Origin of the sequence: Halpernia sp. (genome assembly GCF_048269545.1) — a bacterium.
In the GTDB taxonomy this organism is placed as follows: domain Bacteria; phylum Bacteroidota; class Bacteroidia; order Flavobacteriales; family Weeksellaceae; genus Halpernia.
In genome coordinates, this window is sequence record NZ_JBLXIJ010000001.1 from 565,223 (window position 1) to 580,420 (window position 15,198).

The following is a 15,198-nucleotide window of genomic DNA, read 5'->3' on the forward strand; positions in this document are numbered from 1 at the left end:
TGCAAAAAATCGTAATTATAACTATTTGTTTTGCTTTCTGATTTTATTTTAATAAATTATTATATTTATTTCAATTCTCTTTATAACTATATTCAACAATACTAATTATTTTTAAAAATTTAATCTATTTACTCTTCTCAAAATACCCAATTCCACACATCAAAAACTTTTTAAAATCTTCTTTAGACATGTAGCCAGAAACCGGCGAGTTTATTACTTTTCCATCAGGTGTCACCAAAACGTAATGCGGCTGGGAATTGTTATTAAAATTAACTTGCTGAAACAAGCTCCATTTATCGCCAATTGTTTTCACTTTTTTCAATTGTCCATTTCCCATATCAATTTTAGTTTGCTCGTTTAAAGGCAATTCTTCTTTATCGTCCACATAAAGTGACGCGAGAATCACATCGTTTTGCAAAATCGGTAAAACATCATCTTGCGACCACACGAATTCCTCCATTTTACGGCAGTTTTCGCAACCATAACCGGTGAAATCAATCAAAACTGGTTTGTTCTCTTTTTTTGCTAATTCTATGGCTTTAAAATAATCGTGTTCGGGATGCATTCCTAAAATTCCGTCATTTTCGTCATGGAAATAACTTACATTTAAAGGTGGTAAAATCCCGCTTAACAATTGTAATTTTGGTCTTTCTGCAGGAATCAACCCTTGAAATAAATAAATCACAAAAGCAATTCCTGCCACTCCAAAAAGTTTTCTGCCTAAAGAAATTTTTGGTTTTTTATCATCGTGAGGAAATCTTATAATTCCAAATAAATAAAGAACTAAACCAATTGTAATCAAAATCCAAATTGCTACAAAAAGTTCTCTTTTAAGCAAGAAAGTTTTGGTCACTAAATCTGCTTTTGATAAAAATTTCAAAGCCAAACCAAGTTCTATAAAACCTAACACCACTTTCACCGTATTCATCCAACCGCCAGATTTTGGCAAAGATTGCAACGCTTGTGGAAATAAAGCCAAAAGTCCGAAAATAATTGCCCAAGAAATTCCAAAACCAGCCAAAGCAAAAGTCAGCAACATCGGAATATTTGAAGATCCTGTAACTGCACTTCCAAGCAAACTTCCTAAAATTGGACCTGTGCAAGAAAAGGAAACAATCACTAAAGTTAATGCCATAAAGAAAATCCCGATAATTCCACCTGCATCTTCTGCTTTTGAAGATTTATTCGCGATGGAACTTGGTAAAGTAATATCATAATAACCGAAGAAACTTCCAGCAAAAAATAGAAAAATAATAAAAAACACAATGTTTAAACCAACACTTGTAGAAATTTGGTTGAACACATTTCCCGCAATTCCATCAATTATGTGAAACGGAACGCTTAATAAAACGAAAATTAAAAGAATAAAAAAGCCGTAAATAAACGCATCTCTTTTACCTTTCGCTTTGTCTTTCATTCCTTTTGTGAAGAAGGAAACTGTTAGTGGAATCATTGGAAAAACGCACGGCGTCAATAAAGCGACCAATCCGCCGATAAAACCCAAAAGTAAATACATCCAATAATTTTCAGAAGATTTTTCTTGAACCACACCGCAATCTGTGAGTGGATTTTTAAAATCTAAAGTCGAAACTTTTATATTGTTTGGATCTGTAGTTGTTGGAGAAACCTCCGAAGTTTGCATTTTTGGTTCCATTGTAGAATCCAGCAAAGTTGATGTAACAACTGTATTTCCCGGTGAAACTTCCGGATTTTCTTTTGTATCTGCAATTGCAGAAGCGGCAATTTTTTTCTGAAATTCTAAAGTATTTGGAGCGAGACAAACGCGGTCATTACAAGTTTGGTAGGTAATTTCTGCGGAAACATTTGCAGCTTTTTCAGGTTTTTTTAATTTAAATTTTTGTTTAAATAAAACTTGATTTGAATAATACACGATTTGTGCGCCAAAAGCTTCGGAAAATTCATCGTGTTTTTTACCCACTTCTGTTACTTTTCCAATTAAATCTATTCCGTCTGGAGAAGATAATTTCATTTCAGTGGGAATCCCAGAATCTGGTGGTAAATCTTTAGAATAAATATGCCAATTTTTTTCAATTGAAGCCGTTAAAACTGCTTCATATTGGTTGTTTCCTAAATCTTTTATGTCATATTTAAATTTTACCGGATCTTTTATTTGAGCCGAAAATAATTGTGAGAAGATGAGAATTATAAAGAGAAGAAACTTTTTCATTTTTATTTTTTATAATGACTTGCAAATATATTTAAAGCAAATTAAAATAGCTTAGTTTTTAAACAATAGAAGCAATTGATAGAACAAATATTTAAAGATAAATAGATAAATTTTTATTTTCTGCAAAGAATTCCCCATTTTGTCGGAACGGAATAACGCCAAGAATTTGGTCTTCAGAATCCGCCAAAACTAATACTAATTCATCAGAATCAGAAAGTTTTAAATCTCGTATAAATTTTTTGACTTTCTTTTTTCCTTTCATTCCAATTGGATTAAAAATATCTTCAGATTTTGGTTGACGCAATTTTAATGGCCAATTTATTTTATCTGAGTTTATTTCCCAAACTTTTCCAATTTCTTTATAATCTACGCAGAAATCTTTGATGTGGATTTCGTCGTTTTTTTTAATGCTAATTGGCTTAAAATCAATTACTTTTTCGTCTAAATCTTTAATAATTAATTGAGTGGAATTTACTTTTAGTTGATGCGTATTAGAAAAGAATCGGCTACCATTTTCTGCAGAGAAAATTTTTGAGATTTCATGTGGTTCCTTAAAACCATATTTTTTTAGCAGTTTAAATTTTATAAAATTGGATTCTATTTTTAATTTTGCTTTATTAAAAACTATTTTTGAATTAATTTCATCACATAAAGTTTTGCGTTTTTTTTCAATTTCTTTACTAATGAAATTTTCAGATTCTTCAAGAAACGTTAAAGTTTTGCTAAAGTTTTCTAAAAATTGCGAGTTTGTTTTCAGTAATTGGGGTGTAATTACATTTCTAATAAAATTGCGTAAATAATCTGATTTTTGATTGCTTTTATCTTCTCGAAATTCTAATTTATTTTCTGCAGCAAATCGATAAATATCTTCTTTGCTAAATTTTAAAAGCGGACGAAAGATCTGGTTGCTATTTTTCGGAATTCCACTTAAACCTTTTAAACCAGAAGCGCGAGAAAGATTAATAATGAAAGTCTCCAATTCATCATTTAAATGATGTGCAGTCGCTAAATAATCTAAATTTTCCTCTAATTTAATTTTTTCAAAAAAGGAATACCTTAAATTTCTTGCCCAAAGTTGAATGGAATTTTCTGGCTTTTTATCCTGTTCTGAAACATTATATAAATGGAATTTAATATTGTTTTTTTTGCAAAAATCTTCTACTACTTTTTCATCCAAATTCGATTCTTCACCACGAAGTTTATAATTAATATGTGCAATTTGAAAATTTATTTCTAAATTTTTAAACAAATGCGCTAAAACCATAGAATCTGAACCGCCACTTACAGCCAAAAGAAATTTCATTTCTTTATAATTTGGCATTAAAGTTGAAACTTGGTTTTGGAAGTTCTGTTTATTAAGATACATTTAACAAAGATAATTCTTCTTTGTAAAATGATTTCGTAAATTTGAATTTAATAATTCCGCACTCAAAATTGTTTTGCGGTTTTTTATAATTAAACAAACAAATTAAATTACTAAAATAAATTTTTATGAAGATTTTAAAATTTCTCGGAATCGGATTGATCGCGATTTCGCTTACTTCTTGTGTAAGTAAAAAACAATTTGAAGCTTTAAACATTAATTATAAACAATGTTTAGATGGCGCCGCAGCAAATCAAAGAACAATTCAGGATCTGCAAAATGCAAACTCTGGGCTTACAAGTGAAAACAAATTATTGAAAGATCAAAATAATTCTTTAAAATCTTCTTTAGATGCTTGTTTAGCAAACACGGGAAAAGGTTCTGCAAATATTGATAAATTGATTGGTGAAATTAATTCCTCAAACGCTTACATCAAACGCTTGATTTCTACCAATGCTAAAAATGATAGTTTAAATTTAGCATTATCTAATAAATTAAAACGTTCGTTAGACAATATTGCAGATAGCGATGTACAAGTAAAAGTTTTGAAAGGTGTGGTTATGATTTCCTTATCTGATAAAATGCTTTATAAAACAGGTAGTTTTGATGTACAACCTGCTGCGCAAGAAGTTTTAGGAAAAGTGGCGAAAGTAATTAATGATTATGATAAATATTCAGTTTTAATACAAGGAAATACTGATAATGTTCCATTGAATAGTAATTCTGTACCGAAAGATAATTGGGATTTAAGTGCGTTAAGAGCAACTTCTGTTGCGAGAATTTTGCAAAATCAATTCGGAGTTGATCCCGCAAGAATTACAGCCGGAGGAAATTCTGAATATCAACCAAAAACTACAAATATGTCAGTTTCTGGTAGAGCAGAAAACAGAAGAACGGAAATTATTATTATGCCGAAATTGGATGAGTTTATGAAATTAATGGACATTGCACCAACCAAAAAATAAACTTTTCTTTATTCTATAACAATTCCCGAAAATTGATTTTTCGGGAATTTTTATTTTAATTTTTTGATTTTCATTGGGTTTTGTCTTGTATCAAAAACATTTACAATTTCTATTCTGTTTTTCTTTTCGTTTTGCCAATATATTATTTTATAATTCTTATAAATAAGATATCTGAAATCTTTTTTATTATTAATCAGCAATTCTTCTTTTTCTCCTTTTAAAGGGAAATGCTCCAAAATTTCAACGGAATTAAAAATACCTTTTATCAATTTATCTGCAACATTAAAACTTACTTTTTAAATGGTAATAGTCAAAAATTTCATCTGTTTTTTTGATTGCAAAATTAGACCAAATAACTTTCATACTTTGTTCTTGTATCTTTCAACAACTTCTGAATGTTCCATAAATCTGCCTTCTTCAATATCACTCAAAGATTCACCAATTTCCGCGTAAAATTGTTCCAAGCTCATTGGACTTATTTCGTCAACTTTGAGAAAACTTTTTAAAGTTTTTTTCAATTTAGATATGATTTCGATATCCTGAATTTTAAAAATCTCTTTCGTTAATTCTATTTTTTCTGCGTTGATATCCATTTTTAAAATTTTTATACTTCAAAGATAGAAAAAACACTCAACAAAATTTAGTATTTTTGAGCAAACAAAATCAATGAGTTTTTTTGAAGAATTATCACCAGAAATGGATCGTTATTTAGAATTTCACGCTTCCGAAGAGCCAGAAATTTTAAAAAAATTGCGTCGAGAAACTTACCAAAAAACTACGCAACCGCACATGATTTCTGGTTATCAACAAGGAAGATTATTGAGTATTGTTTCTAAATTAATTTCGCCAAATAATATTTTAGAGATTGGAACTTTCACAGGTTACGCCACGCTTTCTTTAGCAGAAGGTTTAGCAGAAAATGGAACCATTTATACGATTGACAAAAACGAAGAATTGGCTTATTTGCCAGAGAAATATTTTAAAGAAAGTGAATTTTCTTCAAAAATAAATTTTATTAAAGGAAGTGCTTTGGAAGAAATTTCGAAGTTAAATGTAGAATGGGACTTGGTTTTTATTGATGCCGATAAACATAACTATATCAATTATTTAAATTTAATTAAACCAAAAATGAAAAGCGGCGCAGTTCTTTTAATAGATAATGTTTTGTGGTACGGAAAAGTTTTGGAAGAAAATCCCACGCAAGAATCTACAAAAATCATTAAAGAATTGAACGAATTAATTGCGCAAGACACAGATTTTGAAAATCTTATTTTACCTTTACGCGACGGTATTCAACTTGCAAGAAAAAAATAATTTATGAATAAAGCTATTTGTTGCGTTTCAGTAGCGCCAATTCGTGCAGAGTCTTCTGATAAAGCGGAAATTGTAACTCAACTTTTATTTGGCGAAAGTGTTGCAGTTTTAGAAGTGAAATCTAACTGGACAAAAATTAAAATGGATTTTGACGGTTATGAAGGTTGGATGGATACAAAACAAATTTCAGAAATTTCTGTTGCCGATTTACAAAATAGAAAAGTAAATTTAATTACAGAAAATTTTCAATCCCATATTTCTGATGAAGGGAAAATCCTTTTATCTATCGGCTCTGAAGTTAGTTTTGAAACTATTTCTACAAAGAAAAGTGAAGATTTAAGAACCAATATTATAACAACCGCAAAAGAATTTTTAAACGTGCCCTATTTATGGGGCGGGAAAAGTTTTTTTGGAATTGACTGCAGCGGATTTACGCAGTTGGTTTATAAAGTGAATGGTAAAAAAATTCCGCGAGATACTTATCAACAAGGAGAATTAGGAAAAGTTTTAGATTTTGTGGAAGAAAGTGAAGCCGGAGATTTGGCGTTTTTTGAAAATTCTGAGGGAAGAATTATTCATGTTGGAATTATGCTAAATTCACATCAAATTATTCACGCACACGGAAAAGTGAGAATTGATGAGCTGGATTCTACAGGAATTTTTAACAAAGAAAAAAATACGCACACTCACAAATTGCGGTTTGTGAAGAATATGTTGTAATGAATTATATTTATAATTTTCTGGATGGATTTAATTATGCTTTGGCGGCAATTCTGTGGGTTTACACTATTTTAAAATACAGTAATTTGCCAAAAATAATCCCTATTCATTTTGGTCTTGATGGAAAGCCAGATAACTTCGGAAATAAAGTTTGGTTTTTTTTGCTTCCAATTGTTGCTACCGGAATTTTTATTCTTATTTACAGTACAGATAAGGATTTTAAAAATGTTAATTTCCCATTTGCTTTAACAGCGGAGAATAGAGACACTCAAATTTTTATTTTCCAACTATTATCAAAACTATTATTATTGTTAATTCTACTGCTCTTCTTAGATCTTCAAAAAGGAATTGTTAAGTTTTCACTCTCTTCAAGCCCAGATTTTAAGATAAATCCTTTAAAATATATTTCTGCAATTTTTATATTAATTGCGCTTGCAGTTTTATCGGCTTATATTTACAAATAAATCATAAAATTTAGCAAAGTTTTTTGCAATACTCTTTTAAAAACAATGAAATTTCTCTACCAAATATTCATACATCTTTTAATTTTCGGAATGAGAATCGCGGCGGTTTTCAATTATAAAATAAAAAAAGGTTTAGCGGGAAGACGACAAAGTTGTGAAATTGTAGAAAAAACTTTCAAAAAAACCGACGAAATAATTTGGATGCACGCCGCAAGTTTGGGAGAATATGAACAAGGTTTGCCTGTTTTAGAACTTTTAAAGAAAGAATTTCCAGATTGTAAAATATTAATATCATTTTTCTCTCCAAGTGGTTATGAAAATGTTATTAATAAAGAAAATATTGCAGATGCCATTGTTTATCTTCCATTTGATAAGAAAAAATGGATAATAGAATTTACTTCCTATTTTAAAACAAAAATATTTTTTACCGTAAAATACGATTATTGGTACAATTTGCTAGAAGAATTAAAAAACCAAGGCGCAAAAACTTACGTTATTTCTGCGCTTTTTTATGAAACCCAAGTTTTCTTTAAACCTTACGGAAAATGGTTTGCCCAAGAATTAAGGAGAAATATTAATTATTTTTTCCACCAAACTTATCATTCTACAGCTTTGGCGAAAAGTATTGGTTTAGAAAATTCTGTAACAACTGGCGATACAAGATTTGACAGAGTAAAAGAAATTGCAAATCGGGATAATTCTGTAGAATTTATTGAAGAATTTAAAGACAAGCAGAAACTCTTAGTTTTTGGAAGTTCTTGGGAAAAGGAAGAAAAAATTGTGGAAATTATTTCAAATAAATTACAGGAAATTAAAATAATTATTGCGCCGCACGATTTAAAAAGAATCCCAGAATTAAAAAAGACTTTTCCAAATGCGGTTTTGTATAGTGCGCTAAAAAAATCTCAAGTCTTAAATCTCAAATCTCAAATTATAATTATTGATTCCATCGGTTTGCTTTCAAAAATTTATAGTTATGCAGATTTAGCTTTTGTTGGCGGCGGTTTTCACGGCGCTGGTTTGCATAATATTTTAGAAGCTGCCACTTTTGGAATTCCAGTTTTGTTTGGAAATCAATATCGAAAAAATCCAGAAGCCGATAATTTAATTAAAAATAACGGAGCAAAATCTTTTAATAACGAATATGATGCGACAGAATTTATTTTAAAAATTTTAAATAAAGATTCTACTGAAACTTTAAATAAAATGGGCGAAAATGCTAAAGAATTTATTTATTCTCAACCGAACGCAACGCATTTAATCGTAGAGAAAATAAAAGAAAACTCTACTTTAGAAAACCCTGTAGTTTAAGATCTTTCACAATTTCCGCAATATTCTTTGGGATTTTCTCTGTTTTAAAATAGCTAAAATTTAAATCATTATTGATGCACAAATTCTGCATTTTTTGGTTATCTAAAATTTCATTCAAAATATCTTTTAAAATTTCATCAATTTCCATAAAATAATCTTCATCTAATTTTAAAGTTAAAATTAAAGAACGAAAAATTTTATTAATTAAATAGAGATATAGCTTGTAAGTTTGCTCAAAACTTTGATAGGAAAACTTTTTCTTGTAAAGTATTAGAATTGATTTTACCAAAAATAAATTCAAATAAACTTCACCAAATTTATCACTTGTTACTTTTACGTGCAATGTAATTTCACCACTTAATTTTCTGATTAAAACTAAAAAATATTTCGGATTTGTAATATTTTTTGAGAAATAGCTTATTTTTTCTAAAAGTAAATCTTCAATTTCTTGCCGTTTTTCGTCAACTGTTTTGGTTTCAATGAGTTCAAAATAAAGTTTTTGGGAGAGAATTTTATCTTTTTTTAAAAGACGGAAAATCAATTTGTCTTTTTCTTTTGGCGTGAAATTGCTCAAAGCTTCTTTAAATTCTTTAGAATATTCCATTAATTGAAAAATTTTGAATATTTTAAAAATCCATTGATTGCCCAATTTGCCGTATAATAACAAGATTTTAAAGTAGAAAATTTCATATAATCTTTATAAACCAAATATTGATCAAGCATAATATTGGTTTTTTTACGAGAAACGCTACTTTCATGCATTCTATATTTTGCCATTGTTTTATTTAAAGGCTTTCCTATGGGAATTTTTTTTAATAAATTAAGCCACATCACGTGATCTTCTCTTTTGCTTCCTGCAGGGAAAAATTCTTTTCCTACTCTCTTAGAATCGTACATTGAACTTAATAAAGAAAGCCTGCAAGTTTTTAATAAATTATAGAAAGTCACTTCTTTATCTGCCTTAAAATCTTCAATCTTTGGATTTAAATTTTCATCACATCTGGCATAATTTGAATAAACCAATTCTGCTTTTTCGGTTTTCATAAAGGAAATCATTTCTTCTAAAAAATTCGGCTTCCAGAAATCATCTGCATCTAAAAATGTAATAAATCTTCCAGACGCTTTTTCTAAAGATTGATTTCTCGCAGTTCCTGCACCACCATTTTTTTTAGATTTAATTAATATAATTCTCGAATCTTCAATATTTTCAATGATTTGCACAGAATTATCATCAGAATTATCATCAGTAATAATCCATTCCCAATCTTTGAAGGTTTGATTTAAAACTGAATTAATAGTTTCTTTCAAAAACTTTGAAGAATTATAACAAGGTGTGATAATGGAAACTTCCGGCATATTTTTTTAAATCAGAAAAAGCAAATTTACAATTATTTCGTAGGATTAATAATTCATTTCAAAACCTTAAATTTGTGGCTTATTTAAAATTATAAAATGTTCTACGACCACAAAGCCATTGAAAAGAAATGGCAAAAATTCTGGCAAGAAAATCAAACTTTTAAAACTTCAGATAATACTAATTTGCCAAAATATTATGTTTTGGATATGTTTCCGTATCCTTCTGGCGCCGGTTTACACGTCGGTCATCCATTAGGATATATCGCTTCGGACATTTATGCGCGTTATAAAAGACACGAAGGTTTTAATGTTTTACATCCAATTGGTTACGATTCTTTCGGACTTCCTGCGGAACAATATGCAATACAAACCGGGCAACATCCGGCAATTACTACCGAAGAAAATATTACGAGATACGAAGAACAATTACGAAAAATTGGTTTTTCATTCGATTGGAGTAGAGAAGTAAGAACGTCAGAACCGGATTATTATAAATGGACGCAATGGATTTTTATTGAATTATTTCATTCCTGGTATAATAAAGAAACGGACAAAGCCGAAGCAATTTCAACTTTAATAAATCACTTTGAAAATCAAGGAACAGAAAATTTAAACGCGGCACAAAATGAAGAATTAAATTTCACTGCAGAAGAATGGAAAAATGCCAATGAAAATGAAAAACAGGATCTGCTTTTAAATTTTAGATTGGCTTATAGAGCAGAAACAACGGTAAATTGGTGTCCAGGATTGGGAACCGTTTTAGCGAATGATGAGGTAAAAGACGGCAAATCTGAACGTGGTGGTTTTCCGGTTTTTCAGAAAAAAATGATGCAGTGGAGTATGCGTATTTCAGCTTATTCTGAAAGGCTTTTGGAAGGTTTAAAAACGTTGGATTGGCCGCAACCGCTGAAAGATTCACAGGAATATTGGATCGGGAAATCGCAAGGCGCTTTGGTAAAGTTTTCAGTTGACAGTTCTCAGTTGTCAATTGATGGATCACAAAATACTGACAACCAACAACCCACAACAGACAACGAAATCGAAGTTTTTACGACAAGACCCGATACTATTTTTGGTGCGACTTTCATGGTTTTGGCTCCAGAAAATCCTTTGGTTGAAAAATTGACTTTAGATTCTCAAAAAGAAGAAATTCAAAATTATATCGAACAGACTTCCAAAAAAACGGAACGAGATAGAATGGCAGATGTGAAATCGGTTTCGGGCGCTTTCACGGGAAGTTATGCAGAAAATCCTTTTAACGGCAAAAAAATGCCGGTTTATATTTCAGATTATGTGTTGATGGGTTATGGAACGGGCGCTGTGATGGCGGTTCCGGCGCATGATGAACGTGATCACCGTTTTGCGAAAAAATTTGGTTTGGAAATTTTAAAAGTTGTAGAAACCGAGGAAAATATTCAGGAAAATTCTTTTGATTCTAAAGATTCTGTCTGCGTAAATTCTGATTTTTTAAATGGTTTAAATTACAAAGAAGCGAAAGCGAAAATTATTGAAGAATTAGAAAAAAGAAATATTGGAAGCGGAACAATTAATTACAGACAGCGAGATGCCATTTTTTCCCGACAAAGATTTTGGGGAGAACCGGTTCCGGTTTATTATAAAAACGGATTTCCTTACACTTTGCCAATTTCTGCATTGCCATTAAAGTTACCTGAAGTGGAAAAATATTTACCCACAGAAGACGGCGATCCACCTTTGGGAAATGCAAAAGAGTTTGCGTGGGATGAAGCAAATGAGAAAATTGTTGCCACAGATTTAATAAATAATGAAACTGTTTTTCCTTTAGAACTTTCTACAATGCCCGGTTGGGCGGGAAGTTCGTGGTATTTCTTGCGTTATATGGATCCAAATAATGAAAATGTATTTGTAAGCAAAGAAAAAGCAGATTATTGGGGACAAGTTGATTTGTATATTGGCGGAAGCGAACATGCAACCGGACATTTATTGTATTCGCGTTTTTGGAATAAATTTTTAAAAGACCGAGGTTTTATTGCGCAGGAAGAACCTTTTAAAAAACTGATAAATCAAGGGATGATTTTGGGAATGAGTGCGTTTGCCAAACGTAATTCAACATTTTATAATATTATAACTAACAATAAAGTTATTTCAATTCCAGTTCATCTATATATTTCTAAAAACATTGAAATTGATTTTGATTTGATTCAAAATATTAATTTGGAGAAAGTACAGCAAAAATTTCTTACCGATTTAGATATTTCAGATGATGATAAACTAAATTATGCAATTGAATTTGTAGAAAATGAAATTCAAAAAATCCACGTTGATATTACATTTTTAAAAGGAACAACAGACGAATTAGATATTGAAAAATTTAAAAACTGGCGTTCAGAATATGCTGATGCGGAATTTATTTTGGAAGATGGAAAATATATTGTTGAAAGAGAAGTAGAAAAAATGTCCAAATCCAAATACAACGTTGTAAATCCCGATGAGATTTGTGAAGAATTTGGAGCAGACTGTTTAAGATTGTATGAAATGTTTCTCGGTCCTTTAGAACAAAGCAAACCGTGGAATACACAAGGTTTAACCGGTGTTTATGGTTTCTTAAAGCGGTTTTATAATCTTTATTTTAACGAAGATGAATTGTGTATTTCAGATGAAAAACCATCGAAAGAAGAATATAAAACGCTTCATACATTAATTAAAAAATTAAGTACAGATCTTCAGAATTATTCTTTCAATACTTCTGTGTCGTCATTTATGATCGCGGTAAATGAATTTCAAAAATTAAAAACTAATAAAAGAAAGATTTTAGAACCTTTAGCAATTTTAATTTCACCTTATGCGCCCCACATTGCAGAAGAATTGTGGCAAAAATTAGGAAATGACACAAGCATAGAATTTGAAACATTTCCATTTTTTGACGAAAAGTTTTTAATAGAAGATAATTTTGATTATCCTGTAAGTTTTAATGGAAAAATGAGATTTAAATTATCTCTTCCAATATCACTTTCAAAAGAAGAAATAGAAAAATGCGTATTTGAATACAAAAAAACGGGAGATTATCTGCAGGGAAATACACCTAAAAAAGTAATAATTGTTCCTAAAAAAATTATAAATATTGTTTTTTAGAAAGTTTTTTTCTTAAATTATTATAAATTTTCATAAGTATAAAAATTTGATTATTCAAAAAAATATAGTGCAAAATATTTATATTATTTAAGGTTTTAATATTAAATGGATGCTTATTTTCAAAAAACTTAAGTATATTTACTAATTACATAAAGAAGACAACAAATGGTTGTAAAAAAAATAAGAAATATGCTAAAATTACATTTGCATTTTAAAAATTTTTAACTTTAATTTACAACCTCAAACAATTAAAATAACAATTATAATTTAGTTTAATATGGAAATGAATGTTTCAAACAACGAGGAGCAAGTAGTTGCTAAAAAGAAAGGCGGTTTAAACCCAGCTATCATTATTCCTATCTTATTTCTGGTAGGTGTATCAATTTATTTATTCGTATTGGGAAGTACAAGTAATTTTAGAGATGATGCTCGCTTAGTCGATCACGCATCTGTATTTTTTGCTGATATTGAAGATAAAGAATTGCATCCAAGCTCTTTTATGGGAATTATTTATATGGGTGGACCAATTGTTCCAATTTTGATTACTTTTATGATCACTGTAATCGTTTTCTCTTTTGAGCGTTTCTTCGTGTTGAGAAAAGCTTCTGGATCAGGAGATTTAGATCAATTTGTTGTAAAAGTAAGAAGTTTACTAAATCAAAATAAAATTGATGAAGCATTAGAAGAGTGTGATAGACAAGAAGGTTCTGTAGGTAACGTTGTGAAGGAAGGTTTAACTACTTATAAAGCTCTTGCAAATGATACTACATTAAACAAAGAGCAAAAAATGACAGCTCTAAATAAAGCAATTGAAGAGGCGACAACTTTAGAAATGCCTATGTTAGAAAAAAGCATGATGATTCTTTCTACATTAGGAACTGTTTCTACTTTAGTGGCATTACTAGGAACGGTAATCGGTATGATTAAAGCGTTCTTCGCATTAGGTTCAGGAGGAGGAACTCCAGATGCTGCAGCGTTATCAATAGGTATTTCTGAAGCTTTAATTAATACGGCTTTAGGTATTGGTACATCTGCAATTGCAATTATACTTTATAATTATTTTACTTCTAAAATTGATGGATTAACTTATAAGATTGATGAAATCGCAATGAGTATCCAACAGTCTTTCGCAGAATTTCATTAAGAAATCGGCAAAGAATTTGCATCTGCTTAAAGATGCTAAAAAGAGTTTAATTTTAAATAATAAAATATAATGGCAAGAGTAAAACCAAAAAGACATGGCGTAGTAACCGACATGACGGCGATGTGTGACGTGGCTTTCCTGCTACTTACGTTTTTTATCTTGACCACTCAGTTTAAAAAACCAGATGTGGAACAGATAAAACCACCATCTTCCATTTCAGAGAAATTATTACCAGACGCTAGTTTAATGTCCATTAATGTAACACCAGAAGGTACATTTTATTTCACTCCAGTTGATAACGGATCAGAGAGAATTCAATTACTAAACAAAATGGGTGAAAAATATGGTCTTAAATTTTCTGACGCAGATAAAGTTGCTTTTACAAAAGTACAATCTATCGGTGTTCCAATGAGTAAACTAAAAAGTTATTTGGATCTTTCTGATGTGGATAGAAAAGCAATTACTAAATCCGAAGGAATTCCTTTAGATAGTACAAATAAACAATTGATTGATTGGGTACAACAAAGTTTAGCCGTAAATCCTGATTATAAGTTAGCTATTAAAGGTGATGTAAATACAAAATATCCTAAAGTAAAAGATTTATTTGAAGGTTTAAGAGATATTGACTTTCTTAAATTTTGGTTAATCACTTCACAAGAAGGTAAAGAACAATAAGAAATGGCAGAAGTACAAGTAAAAGAAGATAGCGGAAAGGGCGGCAAAGTTCGCTCGAAAAAGCAGAACAGTAGAGTAGATATGACGCCAATGGTAGATTTAGGTTTTTTACTAATTACCTTTTTTATGTTTACCACTACTTTTAGTAAACCGAATGTGATGGATTTAGGTCTCCCAGCAAAACCTAAAAAAGATCAAAAATCTCCAGATACAGAAATTAAATTAAGTAATTCAATTACTTTAATTTTAGGAAAGGACAACAGGATTTTTTGGCATCAGCAAGATAATACTTCACTTACAGATGAAAATCTAAATGAAACGAATTTTGATAGAGAAGGTATAAGAAAGATTTTAGAACAAGCAAAATCAAGAGCAGAAAATCCTAAAATATTTACTGTGATTATAAAACCAACAGATGATGCAGTTTATAAAAACTTTGTAGATATGCTTGATGAAATGGCCATTACTAAAAATGACCAATATGGCGTAACAGATCTTAAACCTTGGGAGAAAGCAATCTATAAAAAGAAAGTAGGTGAAACTACAGCTCCGGCTGCAACTGCTCCTGCAAATTAATTATTAAATTT

At 30.1% G+C, this 15,198-nt stretch carries 15 protein-coding genes; 9 read left to right on the top strand and 6 right to left on the bottom strand.

Annotation, left to right across the window (positions count from 1 at the left end; genetic code table 11):
• Window positions 1-124: 124 nt before the first annotated feature.
• A complete protein-coding gene (locus ACN0WB_RS02570; RefSeq protein WP_417428519.1) occupies window positions 125-2,188 on the bottom strand; it encodes a cytochrome c biogenesis protein CcdA in 2,064 nt (687 codons plus the stop codon).
• Between the two features lie 91 nt (window positions 2,189-2,279).
• Window positions 2,280-3,554, bottom strand: coding sequence for a tRNA lysidine(34) synthetase TilS (gene tilS / locus ACN0WB_RS02575; protein ID WP_417428521.1), 1,275 nt, complete (start codon window positions 3,552-3,554; stop codon window positions 2,280-2,282).
• 125 nt (window positions 3,555-3,679) lie between these two features.
• On the opposite strand from tilS, the gene ACN0WB_RS02580 reads away from it, so the two are divergent.
• Window positions 3,680-4,516: an OmpA/MotB family protein gene (locus ACN0WB_RS02580; protein WP_417428523.1), complete on the top strand. Its 837-nt coding sequence runs from the start codon at window positions 3,680-3,682 to the stop codon at window positions 4,514-4,516.
• Between the two features lie 50 nt (window positions 4,517-4,566).
• On the opposite strand, the gene ACN0WB_RS02585 is transcribed toward ACN0WB_RS02580, so the two are convergent.
• Complete coding sequence (locus tag ACN0WB_RS02585) at window positions 4,567-4,785, bottom strand: type II toxin-antitoxin system RelE/ParE family toxin (RefSeq protein WP_417428525.1); 219 nt, start codon at window positions 4,783-4,785, stop codon at window positions 4,567-4,569.
• A gap of 90 nt (window positions 4,786-4,875) precedes the next feature.
• A complete protein-coding gene (locus tag ACN0WB_RS02590) occupies window positions 4,876-5,109 on the bottom strand; it encodes a hypothetical protein (protein WP_417428527.1) in 234 nt (77 codons plus the stop codon).
• Window positions 5,110-5,182: 73 nt separating this feature from the next.
• Here ACN0WB_RS02590 and ACN0WB_RS02595 point away from each other — a divergent pair, with 73 nt between their 5' ends.
• The 4 genes from ACN0WB_RS02595 to ACN0WB_RS02610 are packed head-to-tail and all read left to right on the top strand — an operon-like array spanning window position 5,183 to window position 8,325.
• A complete protein-coding gene (locus ACN0WB_RS02595) occupies window positions 5,183-5,830 on the top strand; it encodes an O-methyltransferase (RefSeq protein WP_417428528.1) in 648 nt (215 codons plus the stop codon).
• A gap of 3 nt (window positions 5,831-5,833) precedes the next feature.
• Window positions 5,834-6,550, top strand: coding sequence for an NlpC/P60 family protein (locus tag ACN0WB_RS02600; protein WP_417428530.1), 717 nt, complete (start codon window positions 5,834-5,836; stop codon window positions 6,548-6,550).
• On the top strand, window positions 6,550-7,014 hold the full coding sequence (locus ACN0WB_RS02605; RefSeq protein WP_417428532.1) for a DUF1648 domain-containing protein: 465 nt from the start codon (window positions 6,550-6,552) through the stop codon (window positions 7,012-7,014). The genes ACN0WB_RS02600 and ACN0WB_RS02605 overlap by 1 nt, the downstream gene beginning before the upstream one ends.
• A gap of 45 nt (window positions 7,015-7,059) precedes the next feature.
• Entirely contained in the window at window positions 7,060-8,325 is a 1,266-nt protein-coding gene (locus ACN0WB_RS02610; protein WP_417428534.1) for a 3-deoxy-D-manno-octulosonic acid transferase, read from the top strand.
• Here ACN0WB_RS02610 and ACN0WB_RS02615 read toward each other — a convergent pair.
• Complete coding sequence (locus ACN0WB_RS02615; RefSeq protein ID WP_417428536.1) at window positions 8,300-8,929, bottom strand: deoxyuridine 5'-triphosphate nucleotidohydrolase; 630 nt, start codon at window positions 8,927-8,929, stop codon at window positions 8,300-8,302. The genes ACN0WB_RS02610 and ACN0WB_RS02615 overlap by 26 nt on opposite strands.
• A complete protein-coding gene (locus ACN0WB_RS02620) occupies window positions 8,929-9,681 on the bottom strand; it encodes a glycosyltransferase family 2 protein (protein WP_417428538.1) in 753 nt (250 codons plus the stop codon). The genes ACN0WB_RS02615 and ACN0WB_RS02620 overlap by 1 nt, the downstream gene beginning before the upstream one ends.
• A gap of 96 nt (window positions 9,682-9,777) precedes the next feature.
• Here ACN0WB_RS02620 and ACN0WB_RS02625 point away from each other — a divergent pair, with 96 nt between their 5' ends.
• From ACN0WB_RS02625 to ACN0WB_RS02640, 4 genes are all read left to right on the top strand, one after another.
• The gene (locus ACN0WB_RS02625) at window positions 9,778-12,792 is read left to right on the top strand and encodes a class I tRNA ligase family protein (RefSeq protein WP_417428540.1); all 3,015 of its coding nucleotides are present in this window, start codon (window positions 9,778-9,780) and stop codon (window positions 12,790-12,792) included.
• 277 nt (window positions 12,793-13,069) lie between these two features.
• Window positions 13,070-13,936: a MotA/TolQ/ExbB proton channel family protein gene (locus tag ACN0WB_RS02630; protein WP_417428542.1), complete on the top strand. Its 867-nt coding sequence runs from the start codon at window positions 13,070-13,072 to the stop codon at window positions 13,934-13,936.
• A gap of 69 nt (window positions 13,937-14,005) precedes the next feature.
• A complete protein-coding gene (locus ACN0WB_RS02635) occupies window positions 14,006-14,611 on the top strand; it encodes an ExbD/TolR family protein (RefSeq protein ID WP_417428544.1) in 606 nt (201 codons plus the stop codon).
• A 3-nt stretch (window positions 14,612-14,614) separates the two neighbouring features.
• On the top strand, window positions 14,615-15,187 hold the full coding sequence (locus tag ACN0WB_RS02640) for an ExbD/TolR family protein (protein ID WP_417428546.1): 573 nt from the start codon (window positions 14,615-14,617) through the stop codon (window positions 15,185-15,187).
• Window positions 15,188-15,198 lie beyond the last annotated feature (11 nt).

Coding starts and splice junctions, on each gene's coding strand:
- ACN0WB_RS02625 (WP_417428540.1), top strand. CDS start 9,778: ATGTTCTACGACCACAAAGCCATTGAAAAGAAATGGCAAAAATTCTGG.
- ACN0WB_RS02630 (WP_417428542.1), top strand. CDS start 13,070: ATGGAAATGAATGTTTCAAACAACGAGGAGCAAGTAGTTGCTAAAAAG.
- ACN0WB_RS02615 (WP_417428536.1), bottom strand. CDS start 8,929: ATGGAATATTCTAAAGAATTTAAAGAAGCTTTGAGCAATTTCACGCCA.
- tilS (WP_417428521.1), bottom strand. CDS start 3,554: ATGTATCTTAATAAACAGAACTTCCAAAACCAAGTTTCAACTTTAATG.
- ACN0WB_RS02600 (WP_417428530.1), top strand. CDS start 5,834: ATGAATAAAGCTATTTGTTGCGTTTCAGTAGCGCCAATTCGTGCAGAG.
- ACN0WB_RS02620 (WP_417428538.1), bottom strand. CDS start 9,681: ATGCCGGAAGTTTCCATTATCACACCTTGTTATAATTCTTCAAAGTTT.
- ACN0WB_RS02610 (WP_417428534.1), top strand. CDS start 7,060: ATGAAATTTCTCTACCAAATATTCATACATCTTTTAATTTTCGGAATG.
- ACN0WB_RS02570 (WP_417428519.1), bottom strand. CDS start 2,188: ATGAAAAAGTTTCTTCTCTTTATAATTCTCATCTTCTCACAATTATTT.
- ACN0WB_RS02580 (WP_417428523.1), top strand. CDS start 3,680: ATGAAGATTTTAAAATTTCTCGGAATCGGATTGATCGCGATTTCGCTT.
- ACN0WB_RS02605 (WP_417428532.1), top strand. CDS start 6,550: ATGAATTATATTTATAATTTTCTGGATGGATTTAATTATGCTTTGGCG.
- ACN0WB_RS02595 (WP_417428528.1), top strand. CDS start 5,183: ATGAGTTTTTTTGAAGAATTATCACCAGAAATGGATCGTTATTTAGAA.
- ACN0WB_RS02635 (WP_417428544.1), top strand. CDS start 14,006: ATGGCAAGAGTAAAACCAAAAAGACATGGCGTAGTAACCGACATGACG.
- ACN0WB_RS02640 (WP_417428546.1), top strand. CDS start 14,615: ATGGCAGAAGTACAAGTAAAAGAAGATAGCGGAAAGGGCGGCAAAGTT.
- ACN0WB_RS02590 (WP_417428527.1), bottom strand. CDS start 5,109: ATGGATATCAACGCAGAAAAAATAGAATTAACGAAAGAGATTTTTAAA.